This is a genomic window from Acinetobacter sp. YH16042, assembly GCF_013417245.1.
In the GTDB taxonomy this organism is placed as follows: Bacteria; Pseudomonadota; Gammaproteobacteria; order Pseudomonadales; family Moraxellaceae; genus Acinetobacter; species Acinetobacter amyesii.
Genome location: NZ_VPEJ01000003.1, coordinates 64,646 through 81,218, shown reverse-complemented (window position 1 = coordinate 81,218; position 16,573 = coordinate 64,646). Strand labels below are relative to the sequence as shown.

At 41.1% G+C, this 16,573-nt stretch carries 14 protein-coding genes; 9 read left to right on the top strand and 5 right to left on the bottom strand.

Features of this window, described 5'->3' with window-relative positions; genetic code table 11:
• Positions 1-223: 223 nt before the first annotated feature.
• Positions 224-919, top strand: a complete 696-nt coding sequence (locus FTV37_RS03140) for an ion channel (protein ID WP_180008803.1) — start codon at positions 224-226, stop codon at positions 917-919.
• 59 nt (positions 920-978) lie between these two features.
• Here FTV37_RS03140 and omp33-36 read toward each other — a convergent pair whose 3' ends face one another.
• Positions 979-1,854 (bottom strand): porin Omp33-36, encoded by an 876-nt coding sequence (gene omp33-36, locus FTV37_RS03135; RefSeq protein ID WP_180063015.1) that lies wholly within the window; start codon positions 1,852-1,854, stop codon positions 979-981.
• Between the two features lie 1,100 nt (positions 1,855-2,954).
• Between omp33-36 and FTV37_RS03130 the strand changes: the two genes are divergently transcribed.
• On the top strand, positions 2,955-4,661 hold the full coding sequence (locus tag FTV37_RS03130; protein ID WP_180063014.1) for a diguanylate cyclase: 1,707 nt from the start codon (positions 2,955-2,957) through the stop codon (positions 4,659-4,661).
• Between the two features lie 41 nt (positions 4,662-4,702).
• Here the strand turns inward: FTV37_RS03130 and FTV37_RS03125 are convergent, their stop codons facing one another.
• Positions 4,703-5,512 carry a toxin-antitoxin system YwqK family antitoxin gene (locus FTV37_RS03125; RefSeq protein WP_180063013.1) on the bottom strand — a complete coding sequence of 270 codons (810 nt, stop codon included), beginning with the start codon at positions 5,510-5,512 and terminating at the stop codon, positions 4,703-4,705.
• A 202-nt stretch (positions 5,513-5,714) separates the two neighbouring features.
• Between FTV37_RS03125 and blaOXA the strand changes: the two genes are divergently transcribed.
• Positions 5,715-6,566 carry a class D beta-lactamase gene (gene blaOXA, locus FTV37_RS03120; protein ID WP_373683556.1) on the top strand — a complete coding sequence of 284 codons (852 nt, stop codon included), beginning with the start codon at positions 5,715-5,717 and terminating at the stop codon, positions 6,564-6,566.
• A 417-nt stretch (positions 6,567-6,983) separates the two neighbouring features.
• On the opposite strand, the gene FTV37_RS03115 is transcribed toward blaOXA, so the two are convergent.
• Positions 6,984-7,355 carry a hypothetical protein gene (locus FTV37_RS03115; protein ID WP_180063012.1) on the bottom strand — a complete coding sequence of 124 codons (372 nt, stop codon included), beginning with the start codon at positions 7,353-7,355 and terminating at the stop codon, positions 6,984-6,986.
• A 199-nt stretch (positions 7,356-7,554) separates the two neighbouring features.
• On the bottom strand, positions 7,555-10,386 hold the full coding sequence (uvrA, locus tag FTV37_RS03110) for an excinuclease ABC subunit UvrA (RefSeq protein ID WP_180063011.1): 2,832 nt from the start codon (positions 10,384-10,386) through the stop codon (positions 7,555-7,557).
• 253 nt (positions 10,387-10,639) lie between these two features.
• Between uvrA and FTV37_RS03105 the strand changes: the two genes are divergently transcribed.
• The 3 genes from FTV37_RS03105 (at position 10,640) to FTV37_RS03095 (ending at position 12,285) form a co-directional block, all read left to right on the top strand.
• Complete coding sequence (locus FTV37_RS03105) at positions 10,640-10,993, top strand: DUF1304 domain-containing protein (protein WP_180063075.1); 354 nt, start codon at positions 10,640-10,642, stop codon at positions 10,991-10,993.
• Positions 10,994-11,057: 64 nt separating this feature from the next.
• Complete coding sequence (locus tag FTV37_RS03100; RefSeq protein WP_180063010.1) at positions 11,058-11,396, top strand: GlpM family protein; 339 nt, start codon at positions 11,058-11,060, stop codon at positions 11,394-11,396.
• A 166-nt stretch (positions 11,397-11,562) separates the two neighbouring features.
• A complete protein-coding gene (locus tag FTV37_RS03095; protein WP_180063009.1) occupies positions 11,563-12,285 on the top strand; it encodes a hypothetical protein in 723 nt (240 codons plus the stop codon).
• A 111-nt stretch (positions 12,286-12,396) separates the two neighbouring features.
• On the opposite strand, the gene tenA is transcribed toward FTV37_RS03095, so the two are convergent.
• Positions 12,397-13,062 carry a thiaminase II gene (gene tenA, locus FTV37_RS03090; protein ID WP_180063008.1) on the bottom strand — a complete coding sequence of 222 codons (666 nt, stop codon included), beginning with the start codon at positions 13,060-13,062 and terminating at the stop codon, positions 12,397-12,399.
• A gap of 207 nt (positions 13,063-13,269) precedes the next feature.
• On the opposite strand from tenA, the gene FTV37_RS03085 reads away from it, so the two are divergent.
• From FTV37_RS03085 to ssb, 3 genes are all read left to right on the top strand, one after another.
• Positions 13,270-14,355 (top strand): DUF475 domain-containing protein, encoded by a 1,086-nt coding sequence (locus FTV37_RS03085; protein ID WP_180009231.1) that lies wholly within the window; start codon positions 13,270-13,272, stop codon positions 14,353-14,355.
• Positions 14,356-14,510: 155 nt separating this feature from the next.
• Positions 14,511-15,875, top strand: a complete 1,365-nt coding sequence (locus FTV37_RS03080) for an MFS transporter (protein WP_180063007.1) — start codon at positions 14,511-14,513, stop codon at positions 15,873-15,875.
• A gap of 51 nt (positions 15,876-15,926) precedes the next feature.
• Complete coding sequence (gene ssb, locus FTV37_RS03075) at positions 15,927-16,514, top strand: single-stranded DNA-binding protein (RefSeq protein ID WP_078193176.1); 588 nt, start codon at positions 15,927-15,929, stop codon at positions 16,512-16,514.
• Positions 16,515-16,573 lie beyond the last annotated feature (59 nt).

Below are 16,573 nucleotides of genomic sequence, written 5' to 3'. Positions count from 1 at the left end.
TTGAATATGTGCCTGAAAACTGAAACTTACAGTAGGTTTTTTGAACCTCTTTGGTAATAAGAAACCCATCTAGAACAGTGCTCATATGGATGCTTTTTCAGATTAAGATCAACAAATTTTTGCAATAAAAAAAACTCACTTCGTGCTAATTTAAAATCAATCAGTTGATGATGCTTCAGATCAATCATTTCAGCGCATGAAAAAAATATAGAGATTGAAAATAATGCAAGGTTTTGTAGATTTTTGGAAAAGCTTTAGACTTTTACCCTCAGCATGGCTGTTACTGGTGCAGTTTCTGATCTTGGTTTTAACCGCGATTACCCGAGAAAGTCTGTCTTTTCGTGCGCTAATTTGGGTACTTGGGGTGTCGGTACTATTGATCATTGCCAAAGTGATTCGCCAAACTCCAATGTTTACGATTCTAGGACTGAGTTTTGTTGGCTGCGCCGTATTGTTTTCTACTTTGATTATGCTCGGTGTAAATCATCCCAATATTCAAATTATTGCGCATGGTTTTGAAGCCTGTGCGTATTTTAGTGCAGCCTATGGCTTATTACGCTATATGTTTGCCGATCGTTATTTAACCAAAGATGAACTTTTTGCAGCAGGGGCAGTATTTACCCTCATCGCATGGGGTTTTGCTTTTCTCTATAGTATTTGTCAGCTGATTTATCCGGATAGTTTTGTAAATCCTGCAGAGCCGGGTATGCAGTCGTGGTTAGATTTACTATTTTTAAGTTTTAGTTTGCAGTCTGCAACGGGCTTGTCAGATCTCATGCCTGTGAGTGCGCCAGCACGGGTGTTGGCTATGCTTCAAATGTTTTGTGGAGTGATGTATTTGGCTCTCATCGTTTCACGTTTAATAGCATTGCAATATATTGCCCATTTACCGGAACGCCATGAGCCCAAAGACAAATAATGGCAGAATAAAAAAAGGACGCAAATGCGTCCTTTTTGGTATTCAGTATCTAATATGAATTAGAAACGGAATTTAGCGTTTACGCCAACAGTTTGAGTGTCAAGCGCAACTTCTTCAGCATTAGCATTTACATAGCTAGCACCAACTGCAACAGCAGGAGTGATGAAGTAGTTTACGTTCGCGCCCCAAGCTGAGTCTGGAGTACCAGCAAAGCTAGATTCAGCGTAAGAAGCACCAACGCTTAATTTAGGAGTTACGAAAAGATCAGTTTTGAATTGGTAAGCAGTGTCATCACCGTAGATGATGCCTGATTCGAAACCAATTGCCATGTTAGTGTCGTCGATTGCGCCAACATATTTAGCACGTGCAGTGATTGCGTCTTGGTCTTGGCCAATAGTTGTAGCTTCAGCAACAGCTTTAGCAACACCGTTACCCATAACGTTGAACGCGTCAACAGCAGCTTGGTCAGCAACGCTAGTGTAACCAACAGCAACTAAGAAGTTTTGAGTTGGAAGCGCACCAACTTCTAATGCATAACGGTCGCCGTTGTCATCAGTGTTGTTTGCATTTTTGCTGTCAAGGATAGTGTGGCTGTAAGACGCGCTTGCATATACAGGAACAACTTTAGTTGGAACATAAGCTTCAGCTTTAGCACCAAAGTTATGAGCAATTACGTCAGTACCTTTTGAACCAACTTCGCCGTAGTTGTAAGCAACAGCTACGTTAGAAGCTTGGTTTAAGAATGCAGCTTCTGCTAAAGGGCCTTTTGTAGAGTCAACATTTTTGAAGTAGTAAGTACCTTGAACACCACCAATGAAATCTTTGTCATTTGTAGTTGTGTCGATGTATTCTGCTTGGCCTTGAACTTCAAATTGGTAAGCTTGAGCACCGGTCATGGCTAATAATAAAGCAGTGGCTAAACCGAGTTTTTTCATGATTTTCTACCAGTTGTTACAAATGGATTAAACATTGAGCATTGTATTGTAACAATATATTAAGTCAATGATCCTAAAGGTTATTATTCAGTCTCTAACTCAGATCTTTATTTCATAATAGGAAATTCAGTTTTTACTCTAACTAATAAGTCACTGAAAAAAAATCATTGAGAACAATCAAATAAGTTTGACTAAAGTCGTAATCGAAAAAATAGGCTTGAAAAATTACACAACTTTTCGATCTAAAATAACAATCAATGTATTTATTTTTATTTAAAATAACATTTAATACGAAGGGCAAATTCTAACGCTTTTCACGCATTTGAAGCGATAAATTGCGGCTTTGACTGCTGAATTGTTGGGCTAAAACCACTTATTTGTATATTAAATAGACATTTTTGTTTTAAGTTTGAGGGATATGTCACTTAAATATGTGTCTTTGTGATATTTTTAATATCCTAGTGAAATACTTGGCTTTACATCAGGTTTTATTTGATTCATAATTTGCCAATTGAGTCGTCACACAGTTTAAAAGTGTGACTTTGACCCTGATTCTCCATCATTTGTTTTTTATTCGCCCAGCTTTCCCCAAGGTTGGGCTTTTTTTTTGTCTAAAAATGGAACTTTACCGCAAAGATTATAGATAAAACGGAGATGGAATAAAAATAAATGCCCTTTTATGGTGCATATATTATTGGATTTATCATCGAGTTGTGTAGGCACAGACAAAAAAAATCCTGATTTTCATGGAAAATCAGGATTTTTTAGCCAAAATTTTCGGGAAACTAAAATATTCTGCTGAGGAAGAAATCTAGTGTGCCCTAATACGGTGCATTCTGCACCAATTTATTGCAATTGTAAATATTTATTTAAGCAAGTTCATAAAAAAATTTATTCCTTTCAAATATGTTGCTGTTTTTTTAGCGAATTATCTCGTTTCAAAGTGATAAAAGTGTGACAGGTTAAACACATTTGTATAGAATTTAGAGGTATAAATGTTCACTTTACAAATTAATAAATTATTGATCATTAATTTAAATATTCCCGCGTTTAGTTGAGAAGTGGGTTGGGGTATGCAACAAGTGTGGGGCATAAAATAGATGGAAACATTACGAACAGAGCATATTAGTAAGCGCTTGCAACTTGCGATGCTAGTAATCGTCTTGTCTATCGTATTTATCAGTGTTCCATTGATTGTGAGCAGCAATCAAAATTACCTCAAAAGTGCCGAAGCGCTGAAAGAAATTCAGATGCTGAAAATGGTGGCAGATTTAACTAACCAAATTTCCCGCGAACGTGCGCCAGCCAACAGCGCAATGTCGAGTCAGGGTGAGCAGCGCGAGCAAAAAATTATTGAGTTGGCTGAATATCGTCAGGGCGTCGATCAGCAATATCAAGACACACTGAAGGTTTTAAAAGAAGAGGGCTTTGCACCGATTGCCCAACAGTTAGAGTCCAATTTATATCCGTATTTGTTGCAGGGTCGCAAAACGGTCGATCAATATATTGCGCTGCCTCTACAACAGCGTGAAGCTAAAAAATTAGATCATGCCATCTTGGCGATGTTCCAAGCTTGGGATCAAAGCTATATTGCCATGCAGAAATTGGTCAATCATTCACATGGTAAAGATACCCGTGTATCGAATTATTACACGCTGATTTTATTACTGGCAGAATTACGTGATCAGGCGGGACGAGTCGCATCAAATATTATGGCTGCGGTATCATTTCAACAGGAAATTCCAGAGCAAAATTTAGCGCGGAGTTTACAAACCCAGCGTCAAACACGCTATCTATGGGAATTGATCAATGTCGTGCAGTCCGAACATGACAAAACACCCGAGTTTAAACAGTTACATCATGCGGTACGAACGGAATTTTTAGATAAAGGTTTGCCAATTATTGATGGTTTGGCTCAAAAAAGTCTTCAACATCAGCGTTATCACATGGATGGCACCCAGCTCACTGATGCAATGGTCAATAAATTTGTCACAGTGGTGGAATTGCAAAGTTATATTTTAGATTACAGTCTCAAAGTAGCTGCGGATGAACAACGTGAAGCGCGAAATAAATTGATTTTCACGCTTTTTGTCTCGCTCGTGTCATTACTGACTGCATTATTAACGATGTTCTATGCCAAGAAATGGGTGTTTGAACCTTTAATTCGTGCTCGTAATCAGTTATTTAAACTGGCTCGGCACCGACAAATTGATCAAGGCGTGATTGAACCCAGCAAATTAGGTTATCTCAGTTTATTTGACGCCATTCAGCATATTGAAAATATGCTAGAACAACGTGATGCCTTTGAGTTTCAGCTTAAACATATTGCCAATACGGACTCACTCACCAATGTCGCCAATCGTTTTGCTTTAGATGAATATATTAAATTTCGTGATAGCCAAAATTCAGGTTTTTTACATACAGCACTGATCGTGATTGATATTGATCACTTTAAACAGGTGAATGATCGTTATGGGCATATTGTTGGCGATTTGGTGATTCAACATGTTGCCAATCAATTACGCCAACATATTCGTTCATCTGACTTGGTGGTGCGATATGGTGGAGATGAGTTTTTAGTCCTGATCGAGGGGATTAATATGCTCAAAGCCCAGCACATTGCCGAAACCATACGGCATGATATTCAGCATGTGAATTTCAATTTGGCAGAAGACGAAGCAGATCTCATCGTGACGGTGAGTATTGGTGTTGCAGTGGGTGCCAAAAGCTGGATCGATTTATTAGAGCGCGCAGACCAAGCATTGTTTAAAGCCAAAGCTGCGGGGCGTGATCGTGTTTCAGCCTAAACGCAGCTTGGCAGATTCATATAGTTAGCCAGAAAAATCAATTAATCTTCATCTTTATATAATTTATTGCAGGCTTGTTGGTTCATTTGGCTGCCGTCTTCATTCCAACACTGGGCTTGGGTAATTTTGCCTAAATCGTACTGAAGCACCGCTTCAGGTTGCCCATTGTCATACCAAATTTTATAACTGTTATGACGAACGCCATTACGATAATAACCTTGGCGTTCTAGTTTGCCGTTTTCAAACCACATTTTCAGCTCGCCAATCAGTTTATTGTTTTGAAAATTGGCATAGGTCCACGGTTTACCATTACTGTACCAGCGTTGGCGCAGGCCATTTTCGATCCCATTTTTATAATTTTGAGAAAAAGCCAGTTGCCCATTTGGATGCCAAATTTTGTAATCCCCCTGTGATTCGCCATTGATGATGCTACTTTCTTGTTCTTTTATCCCATTGGCAAACCAAAACTCAAGTTTGCCCTCGTACTCCCCATTTTTATAGGCAATGCGGCTACGGGGTTTGCCGTTGGGGAAGAAGCTTTCAAATACGCCTGAGCCTTGAATGCCATCTGGAAAGTGAATTAAATGTTCACATTCACCGTTTTTAATTTTGCTGTTGCTCAGAAAGATGGTGGTCAGGGCATTGCCATTGGCATAGACATATTGATTTTCAAAGATTCCTTTGTGTTGAGTCGGGGTACTGAGGGCTTTACACTGCGGCTTATCTTTCCATGGGCTAAGATCGGGGTCTTCTTGTGAGACAAACAGCACCATGTATTCGTTTAGATAGCCATCGGCAAAGCTATATATTGGACATAATAAGAGGCTGAAACTTAAGATAAATTTATTCATTGTTAGTATGCTTTTATATTTTAAAAAATTAAAAATTATTCGTTGTTGAGTCCACGATAGGCGTCATCATAAGGATGTTTTGTTTAAAAATAAATAGTGGTTACGCTAAGTTCTCAACAGATAGAAGACTGTTGAAAAGTAAACAATTCAGGTTTGAACTTCATCTTATACTATGGATTTTAAACACCATAAAAATAGTGCAATGAAAAAAATATATCTATCGTTGATGACTGTCCTGAGTTTGACAGCATGTACAGCAAATGAAGGCATGTTGGATTCATCTCAACACTTAAAACAAACCGCTCAAGCCAATTTAGCAAATTCACGGGTGAGTGAAATTCCGTCTTTATTTAATCAAGCACAGACACAGGCAGTATTTGTCACATTTGATGGTCAGCGTTTAAGTCATTATGGCAATGACTTACAGCGCGCCCACACTGAATACATTCCTGCATCTACCTTTAAAATGTTAAATGCTTTAATTGGTTTGCAGCATCAGAAGGCGACAACCACTGAAGTTTTTAAATGGAAAGGTGAAAAACGTGCTTTTCCGTCATGGGAAAAAGACCTGACTTTGGGTGAAGCCATGCAAGCATCTGCAGTTCCTGTATATCAGGAACTGGCAAGGCGAATAGGTTTGGCGTTAATGCAACAAGAAGTCAAACAGGTCGGTTTTGGCAATGCCAATATTGGCAAACAGGTGGATAATTTTTGGTTGGTAGGGCCGTTAAAGATTACGCCTGAACAAGAAGTCAAATTTGCGTATCAGCTTGCGACAGAGAAATTACCGTTTGATGTCGCGGTACAAAAGCAAGTCAAAGATATGCTTTATATTGAAAGCCGTGAGGATGCGAAGTTATATGCCAAGAGTGGTTGGGGTATGGATGTTGAACCCCAAGTCGGTTGGTATACCGGTTGGGTGGATGATGGTCATGGCAAGATCACGGCGTTTAGTTTGAATTTGCAGATGGCAGCAGGGGATGATGTGGCGGAGCGTAAGCAGTTAACTTTGGATGTGTTGGATAAGTTGGGTGTGTTTCATTATTTACGTTAATTTTTTGAGTTTTGAGTTTTGAGTTTTGAGTTTTGAGTTTTGAGTTTTGAGTTTTGAGTTTGCATTGGGGTTGAGTTCCATTACGTAGGAGATTCATACTTTTGAAAGCACAAAAATAAGCAAAATGCTTTTGTTTGGTTGAAGGTACGTCCGAACGGTTCGAGTAGAATGTATAAAATGATGGCACGAATTTTATGGATGGATTTAGTTCAGGTTATTTTCAAAAAAATATGCTTTTCTAAACGTCCTTGCTTAGCATTGGGTTCGAGTTTCCATTGTGTAGGAGATTCCTACTTTTGAACGCACAAAAGTAGACAAAATGCTTTTGTTTGACTGAGGGCACATCCGTGCTGCCCCACTCAAACAGGCGACATCCATGTCGCCGTCATGTGATTGAATATTGTGAAGAACAAGAATTTATGTAGAAATGGCTTTGTTTAAGCTCGTATAAAGTAATTTTCTAGCCTCTAAAATTTCAAATCTATATTGAGCAGTTGTTTCAACATTGATAGCTCCATTTTTACAAAGTGTATAAGCGTTAAATTTTCCGAGTAATTCGCCATAAATTCTTAGCTTTTCTTGTTGTTCAATATATCCATGTATAAGAAGTAAACCTTCATTTTTGCTAAGCAAATTAAAGTCATTAAAAAGTGCATGTCTTAGAGGTTTAAGTCTGTCTGAAATCTCATTAAGAGCTAGTTGAGATTGTTTTGTTTCAAATTCAAAAATTGCCCAAATTTTTAAAACGAGATGATTTATTTCCTCGAGATCTTTGGAAATATTGGTCAATAAATTACGATTATATAGAAGGTTATCTTTTGCAACTGATGCTGAAATATTTGCCTTTTGATTTTAGTAGGTGATTACGCCAGTTAGCAGTGCTCCTAAACCAATTTTTACGGCTGTATCAATTATCTCTAATAAAGTCATATAAATAAAAACGGTGAATGAATCACCGTTTTATCATGCACTTAAAGGAAAGAGAATCTTATTTCAACATCGGCTTTAAAAACTTCGCTGTATGCGACACTTTATTCTTCGCAACAACTTCAGGTGTACCTTCGGCAATAATCATACCGCCACCCGCACCACCTTCAGGGCCTAAGTCCACAATCCAATCGGCAGTTTTAATCACATCCAAATTATGCTCAATCACCACGATGGTATTACCCTTATTACGTAGCTCATGCAGGATGTCGAGCAATTTGGCAATATCATGGAAGTGCAGACCTGTCGTCGGTTCATCAAGCACGTACAAGGTTTTGCCTGTATCACGTTTCGCCAACTCACGTGCCAATTTCACACGCTGCGCTTCACCACCTGAAAGTGTGGTTGCAGACTGACCCAAACGGATATAGCCCAAGCCCACTTGGTTCAAGGTTTCCAAACGACGGTGAATCACAGGAATAGCATCGAAGAAATGCATCGCATCTTCAACCGTCATTTCTAAGACATCTGAAATATTACGACCTTTATAGCCAACTTCTAACGTTTCACGGTTATAGCGTTTGCCGTGGCAGGCATCACAAGGCACATACATATCAGGTAAGAAGTGCATTGCAACCTTAATCATCCCGTCACCTTCGCAGGCTTCACAGCGACCACCTTTCACGTTAAATGAGAAACGACCTGCCGCATAACCACGTGCTTTGGCTTCAGGAGTTTGCGCAAACAGTTCACGAATAGGTGTGAACAAACCGGTATATGTTGCAGGGTTTGAACGTGGTGTACGACCGATTGGGCTTTGGTCAATATCAACGACTTTATCTAGGAACTGTAAGCCATCAATCGAATCAAATTTCTCAGCCGTTAATGTGGTTGCACCATTCAATTGAGTCGCTGCAAGCGGCAATAATGTCCGGTTAATCAGCGTCGATTTACCTGAACCTGATACACCTGTCACACAGGTCATCACACCTAAAGGAATAGTCAAATCGACATTTTTCAGGTTATGACCCGCAGCACCCATTAACTTAATTTGCTCTTCAGGTTTTGGCGGTTGTGTGCGTGTTTTCGGCACATCAATACTGAGCTTTCCTGATAGATATTGACCAGTTAATGAATCTGGATTTGCCAAAATTTCATCATACGTCCCTTCGGCAATCACATGACCGCCATGCACACCTGCACCGGGGCCGATATCAATAATATGATCGGCGGCACGGATCGCGTCTTCATCATGTTCTACAACTAGTACGGTATTACCTAAGTCACGCAAACGTACTAGGGTTTCCAATAGGCGGTCATTATCACGCTGATGCAAACCAATAGAGGGTTCATCCAGCACGTACATTACGCCCATCAGGCCCGCGCCAATTTGCGAAGCCAAACGAATACGCTGAGCTTCACCACCCGACAGTGTTTCTGCCGAACGCGATAAACTTAAATAGTTCAAACCGACAGAGACTAGGAAGTGCAAACGTTCACGAATCTCTTTGAAAATCTTGTCAGCAATTTCGCCTTTGGCACCGCTTAAGTTGAGGTCTTGATAATAGCTTTCAGCATCGCCAATCGACATCTTGGTGATTTGCGCGATGGTTTTATCTTTAACTCGAACATGACGTGAAATTTCATTGAGACGTGAGCCACCGCAAGCATCACATGCAGCATTGGATAAATACTGCGCCAAATCTTCACGCACGTAGTTTGATTCGGTTTCACGGTAACGACGTTCTAAATGCGGCAAAATCCCTTCAAAGGCTTGTACTCGTTTATGCGAGCGACCACGTTCATCAATATAACTGAGGTCAACTTTTTCCTTGCCTGTACCATAAAGGAATTTCTTTTTGGTCTCGGCATCCAGTTCATTCCATGGGGTTTCCAAAGAATAGCCAAAATGATCAGCGACTTTCTGAATCATACTATAGTAATACGGACGTTGACGGTCCCAACCACGGATTGCCCCTTGGCTAATCGAAACTTCATTATTGGGAATCAATTTGTCAGCACTAAAATGGCTGCGTGTGCCTAAACCATCACAAACAGGGCATGCACCGAATGGATTATTGAAGGAAAATAGACGCGGTTCGAGTTCACCTACGGCACGCTCACATTCAGGGCAGGAGTGTTTCGCAGAAAATACGCGGTCTTCTTGTTCGCCTTTCATCCACGACAAAATGGCAATGTCGCCGCCCATGCGTAAAGCCGTTTCAAAACTTTCTGCAATCCGGTTACCAAGATCATCACGTACTTTAAAACGGTCAACGACCACTTCAATGGTGTGCTTTTTCTTTTTGTCTAATTCGGGTGGTGTGTCGATATCAATGACTTCACCATCGACACGGGCACGGACAAAACCCTGACCTTGTAATTGTTCAAATAAGTTGGTGTATTCACCCTTACGGTCACGGACCACAGGGGCAAGCAACATAAGCGCCGTGCCTTCTTCTAGACCTTTGACGGTATCGACCATTTCAGACACAGTCTGAGCCACCATCGGGAGGTCATGTTCAGGACAGTATGGCGTGCCGACACGGGCATAGAGTAGACGTAAATAGTCGTAAATTTCGGTGATTGTTCCCACTGTTGAGCGTGGGTTATGGCTAGTTGATTTTTGTTCAATGGCAATCGCGGGACTCAAGCCTTCAATCGAGTCGACTTCGGGCTTTTCCATTTGCGAAAGGAATTGGCGCGCATAGGCAGATAAGGACTCGACATAGCGACGTTGACCTTCAGCATACAAGGTATCAAAAGCCAAAGAGGACTTCCCTGAACCAGAAAGACCCGTAATGACCACAAACTTGTCGCGTGGAATATCGAGTGACACATTTTTTAAGTTATGGGTACGTGCGCCTCGAATACGGATATGGCTTTGGCTCATGCAAGGGGTCCTAAAAGATTCATCGAAAAACCTATATATGATAGCGCATGAAAAATGTTCAAGCTTTATTTAAATGAAATTAAACGTCAGCCTATGACGGCTAAATTAACCTATTGTCAAAGCTGTAAACTTTATCTAGGGTAATTAATAGAAAAATTGCATTCATCCAGTTTGAGCTGTTAGGGATGGATCATCATTTGGCAGTTTAGGCAATCTATCCTAAGCGAGTTAAAACAAAAAGGAAAATCACATGATTGTTGGAAAAATTTTCATCGCCCTGATTGCATTCTTGCATATTTATTTTTTAATTTTGGAAATGTTTCTCTGGGATAAACCTTTAGGCATGAAAGCTTTTGGCAATAGTGCAGAAAAAGCAAAACTGACTAAGGTGCTGGCACAAAATCAGGGACTCTATAATGGCTTTTTAGCAGCAGGGCTGATTTGGTCACTGTTTGCACCTGAAAGCTATGCTGTTGCACTGGCGAATTTCTTTTTGGGCTGTGTGTTGGTTGCAGGGATCTATGGCGGCATCACTGCGAGTAAAAAAATTATCTATATTCAGGCGCTGCCAGCCTTAATTGCTTTAATAGTGGTGAATTTTGTCTAAGCAAATCATGTTTTGAAGCGTAGACTACGTGGCGTGATGAATTAATTTGTGGAAACGGTTAGGCATGCTGTCCTTATTTCTCAAAAGCTTAATGGGTGCATTTGTTGTGGTATTAATTGCCTTACTATCTAAAAGTAAGGCATTTTATATCGCCGGTTTGGTCCCGTTATTTCCGACTTTTGCGTTGATTGCCCATGTCATTGTGGCAAATGATCAGGGTGCATCCGCATTACAAAAAACAGCGTTGTTTGGGCTCTGGTCTCTTATCCCGTATTTCATTTATTTATTGTTGATGTATCTGCTCGCAACACGTTTGAGTTTAACGGCATGTTTGAGTGTAGCAACGTTGAGTTGGGTGCTTGCTGCAGCTGTTTTGATTTATGCATGGCAGAGTTTTCAGTAAGCATCAAAGCCAATATCGGTGCTGATTCAGATCATTTATAAAACAATAGATTTGGCTAAAATTATGATGAATTTCCAATCATTAAATATGTGATTTTGAATGTAAGTATTTGAATAAATAATTATAATTCTGCCAGAACAGCAAATAATCATGATAAGAGCAAATAATGTTAAAACAATTTTGGGTGATCATCTGCCTCATGTTTTCAAGCCAAATCCTGTGGGCTGAAGACAGTCAAATCCTCGCGTTTGAACAGTTTATTGACCCTGCAGAAGAGCAGCGCTATAGCGTGAGCGTGCCTGCGGTCGCGCAAAATGAACAGCTATGGTCTGTGGTATATATGGTGCTACAAACCAACCAAGTCCCTGAGAATACTGTTCTGGACTTTAAAGTCGTTCCCCAAGGCTTATTGTTGAAAAATAATCCTGCACAAAAAATACAAGAGTATGCTTTTGACGGCGTGCAGTTGGCACAGAAAAAAGACTATGTATTGTCCCAATTTTCCAATCTGAGTGAGCAACTGGAAGATCAAACGGGCAAGAAAGTGCAGGATGCATCGCTCTTTGATACTAGTCGTGCCCATGTATATGCCCGCGTAGAAGATTGGGTGCCTGACTATAATGCACAAGCAACTCAATTGAATATTGAACTGGGTAAACTTAATGAAATGCAGGTGAAAGGGCTGTATTTGATTTTAGGCAAAGGTGAAAAGCCCAAGGATTTATTGGCCATTGCTCAATTTGATCCGATGATCAAATCACAATTTCATTCAGAAGAAATGCAGGAACGCAAAGCAGCGCGCAGTGAATTGCGTGAAGCACGTTTTGCGATCTTCTTGGTGATTATCGCGATGGGGATTTTCCTCGGATGGTATCGTTTTAAACGCTAATGCTTAAAATGATCATGCAAGGTCATTTTAAAAACCGAATCCAACCGTATAAAAAAAGGATCTAAAAGCAATTTTAGATCCTTAAATTTTTATACAGCTTAAATCACAGGTTTATTCTACAGGCCATGTCCGCTGTTGATACGCGCTGTCCCAGAACATCCATTCTAATTTTGCGCCGTTCGTATAAGCCGCATGCATTTTTTCACGTGTATCTGCATCGCAGCGAGCCGCCACTCGATCAATAGTTTGAATCACGTTTTGCACAGCAGTATTGAAGTCTTCACCTGAGTAGGTATCGATCCATGCTTGGTAAGGGTTATTCGGTACAGATTGGCTGACAATGGCTTTGCCGACTTCAGCATAGATCCAAAAGCAAGGCAGGAGTGAGGCAAGGACCACAGGGTAACTTTCTGACCATGCTGTTGCCGTTAGAAACGAAGTGTAATGATGACAGGCAAGGGTCAGTGGAGTATTTTCAAACTGTTCTTTGCTAATGTTGAAACCTTGCATAAAGTCATTGTGCAGACTACGTTCCACCACGATGGCAATTTTTGCCGCTTCAGAAAACTGAATTACATCGTCGGCATCAAATGCCTTGGCTGCACACACTGCAAGCGCACGACCATAGGCCAATAAATAATGGGCATCCTGAATGACATAGTGGCAAAAGGCATCGCGGCTTAAGCGGCCCTGAGCCAATTCCTGATTAAACGGTAGATGGAGTATCTGCTGATATAACGCGGTATTACGTTGCCAAACTTCTTCAGAAAAACGCATTGAACATTCCTGTCGTTAAAAATGAAAGACGGGTCTACACCATGATGCGATGTAATTGAGAGCCTCCATCTTAGAGTGTTTATTCAAAATGTAACGAATAATTTTTGGTTTCAATCCTGAAAAGCGGCATAATTGCGCCATAAACTTAGCTTCAAACTGGGTATTCCCTCATTTTGAAATCTTATTGAATGAATAGGTCGATCTATCATGATGAAACATTTTGGTTTCTCAATCGTCTTTACGATCGTGTGTCTTGCCATTTCTGCATATTGGGGTCTGAATCATGGCCCAAATGCAGGTGTGCAAGCCATGCTGACAGCACTGACCATTACTGCAATTTTGGCAGTGATGGAAGTATCATTGTCATTTGATAACGCTGTAGTGAATGCATCGGTACTCCGTGGTTGGGATCATTTCTGGAAAATGATTTTCTTAACCGTCGGGATCGTGATTGCTGTATTCGGTATGCGTTTGATTTTCCCAATCGTCATTGTTGCTGTAACGGCTGACATGGGCGCAATGGAAGTGGTGCGATTGGCATTGAATAATCCAATTGAATACTCTGCAAAATTGATGGCACATCATGCAGAAATTGCGGCCTTTGGTGGTGCTTTCTTATTGTTGGTGTTCCTGAACTTCTTCTTAGATGAAGGGAAAGATACCCATTGGTTCCGTTGGCTAGAGCGCCGTTTGGCCAATCTTGCAAACGTTCCTGCGATGTCCGTGTTTATTGCCCTAATTGCGTTATTGGTAATGGCAGCAAACGTGGCCGAAGCCTCTCGTCTAGCGGTAGTGATGGCGGGTATCTGGGGGATCGTGGTGTATATCGGTGTCCAAGTACTGAGTCATTTATTGGGTGGTGAACCTGAAGTTGATGAAAACGGTAATGCGGTTGGACATGATGCAAATGGCGTACCGACGGGCGTGATCAAAGCAGGTTTTGGTGGTTTCCTTTACCTTGAAGTACTCGATGCCTCATTCAGTTTTGATGGTGTGATTGGTGCATTTGCGATTACCTCTGATGTCGTAATCATTATGCTCGGTCTTGCTATTGGTGCTATGTTCGTGCGTTCAATGACCATTTACTTAGTGGATAAAGGCACCTTAGATGCTTATATCTTCCTTGAACATGGTGCGCATTATGCGATTGGTGCTTTGGCCTTCATTATGTTGGCGAGTGGCACAGGTCTGCATGTCCCTGAAGTGGTAACAGGCCTGATTGGTGTGGCATTTATTGTTTGGGCGGTGATTGCCTCAATTCAATATAAAAAGCGCCAAGAAAGTCTAGGCTAATTTAAATTTGCCTAATATCTCCCAAAAAGCGCAGCATCAGCTGCGCTTTTTATTTGTCCAATCATCAGGATATTTAAAATCAATAAAAATCCTGCTTCGCTTTAAGCTGAATGTCCTATAATCCCATTCCAAGATTAATGAATTTTTAACCAGCTATGATGAATGCTCTTGAACGACGCTCAACTTTTGCTTTGAGTAGTATTTTCGCCTTACGTATGCTGGGGCTGTTCATGATTATTCCTGTTTTCTCTGTGGCAGGTCAGCAATATGCAGGGGCAACACCGGCACTCATTGGTTTAGCGGTGGGTGTCTATGGCTTGACCCAAGCAATTTTACAGATTCCGTTTAGTTTGATTGCAGACCGTTATAGCCGTAAACCGTTGGTGGTGATCGGGCTGCTGTTGTTTGCTTTAGGCGGTGCAATTGCGGCGATGTCCGATAGCATCTATGGCGTAATTATCGGGCGTGCGATAGCCGGTGGTGGCGCTGTGTCTGCGGTAGTGATGGCTTTGTTAGCCGATGTCACTCGTGAAGAACAGCGTACTAAAGCTATGGCGATGATGGGGATGAGTATCGGTTTGTCCTTTGTGGTGGCATTTAGCCTTGGACCTTGGCTCACAGGTTTAGTTGGCATCTCGGGTTTATTTTGGGTGACCACCATCATGGGACTTGTGGCAATTGCGATGTTGCTGTTGGTGCCGAAAGTGACACGTCATCACCGAAATTTCCAACAAGGTTATCTGACGCAATTGAAGCAAGTGCTGAAAATGCCTGATCTAAATCGGTTGCACGTTTCAGTCTTTGCATTGCATTTACTACTCACAGCGATGTTTATTTATGTGCCATCTCAGTTGATTGACTTCGCCAATATTCCCTTGCATTCGCATGGTCTGGTATATTTGCCGCTTTTGGTCGTGAGCCTGTTTTTTGCCTTTCCGAGCATTATTCTGGCGGAAAAATATCGCAAAATGCGTGGCATTTTCTTGACCGCCATTGGTGGCATTATTCTAGGATTGGGCATCTTAATTTTTGGTTTCGAATCTAAATATATTCTGCTTACTGGCTTAGGATTATTCTTTATTGCATTTAATGTGATGGAAGCATTATTACCGTCATGGTTATCGAAAGCGGCTCCAATTCAGTCTAAAGCGACAGCCATGGGCGTGAACGCCAGCAGTCAGTTTCTGGGGGCATTTTTTGGTGGTATGATTGGCGGGCAACTTTTGTTGCTAAATGATACGGCAATGGGATGGGGCATCCTGACAGGGCTAGCCATTTTATGGTTGATCATTAGTTTTGGGTTGGCTCAGCCGCGTTATTTATCGTCTATGGTTTTCAGTTTGCCTGAAGATAAAGAAACGGATGAATGGACTTCTCAGCTTTTAGCAATTCGTGGTATTGAAGAAGTTGTGGTGATGTCTGACCAGCAAGTGGCTTATGTAAAAGTGGATAAGCAGCAGATGGATGAATCTGCGCGACAACATTTAACGCACTTGTTAGGGAAAGAGGTAGCCATTTAAGCATAACTCTTATAAAGTAAATAATAGAAACAAATAGGAAGAATACGTCTGATGCGTGGTGTAAATAAGGTCATTTTAGTTGGTACTTTGGGTCGTGACCCTGAAACAAAAACTTTCCCAAATGGTGGTTCTCTCACTCAGTTTTCAATTGCAACGAGTGATTCATGGACAGATAAAAATACAGGTGAACGTAAAGAGCAAACAGAATGGCACCGTATTGTGTTACATAACCGCTTAGGTGAAATTGCACAGCAATATTTGCGCAAAGGTTCTAAAGTTTATATTGAAGGTTCATTACGTACTCGTCAGTGGACAGATCAAGGCGGTCAAGAGCGTTACACGACTGAAATTCGTGGTGAACAAATGCAAATGCTTGACAATAATCGCCAACAAGGCGAACAAGGTCAAGGCGGTGATTTTGGTCAGCCTCGTTTTAATAATCAACAAGGTGGTTATAACAATAACCAAAACCAAGGTGGCTACGGTAATAGCTCAAACCAAGGCGGTTATGGCAATAACCAACCGGCTCAAGGCAATAGCTATGGCAATAACAACCCAGGTGGTTTTGCGCCAAAACAACAGCCTGCACCGACACCGGCTCCTGCAGCAGCAGATTTAGATGACGACTTACCGTTCTAATGAACCTTAAACACAGCGTTTAAAACGGTAGATCATCATCAAAAAAAGCCCTCAATCTT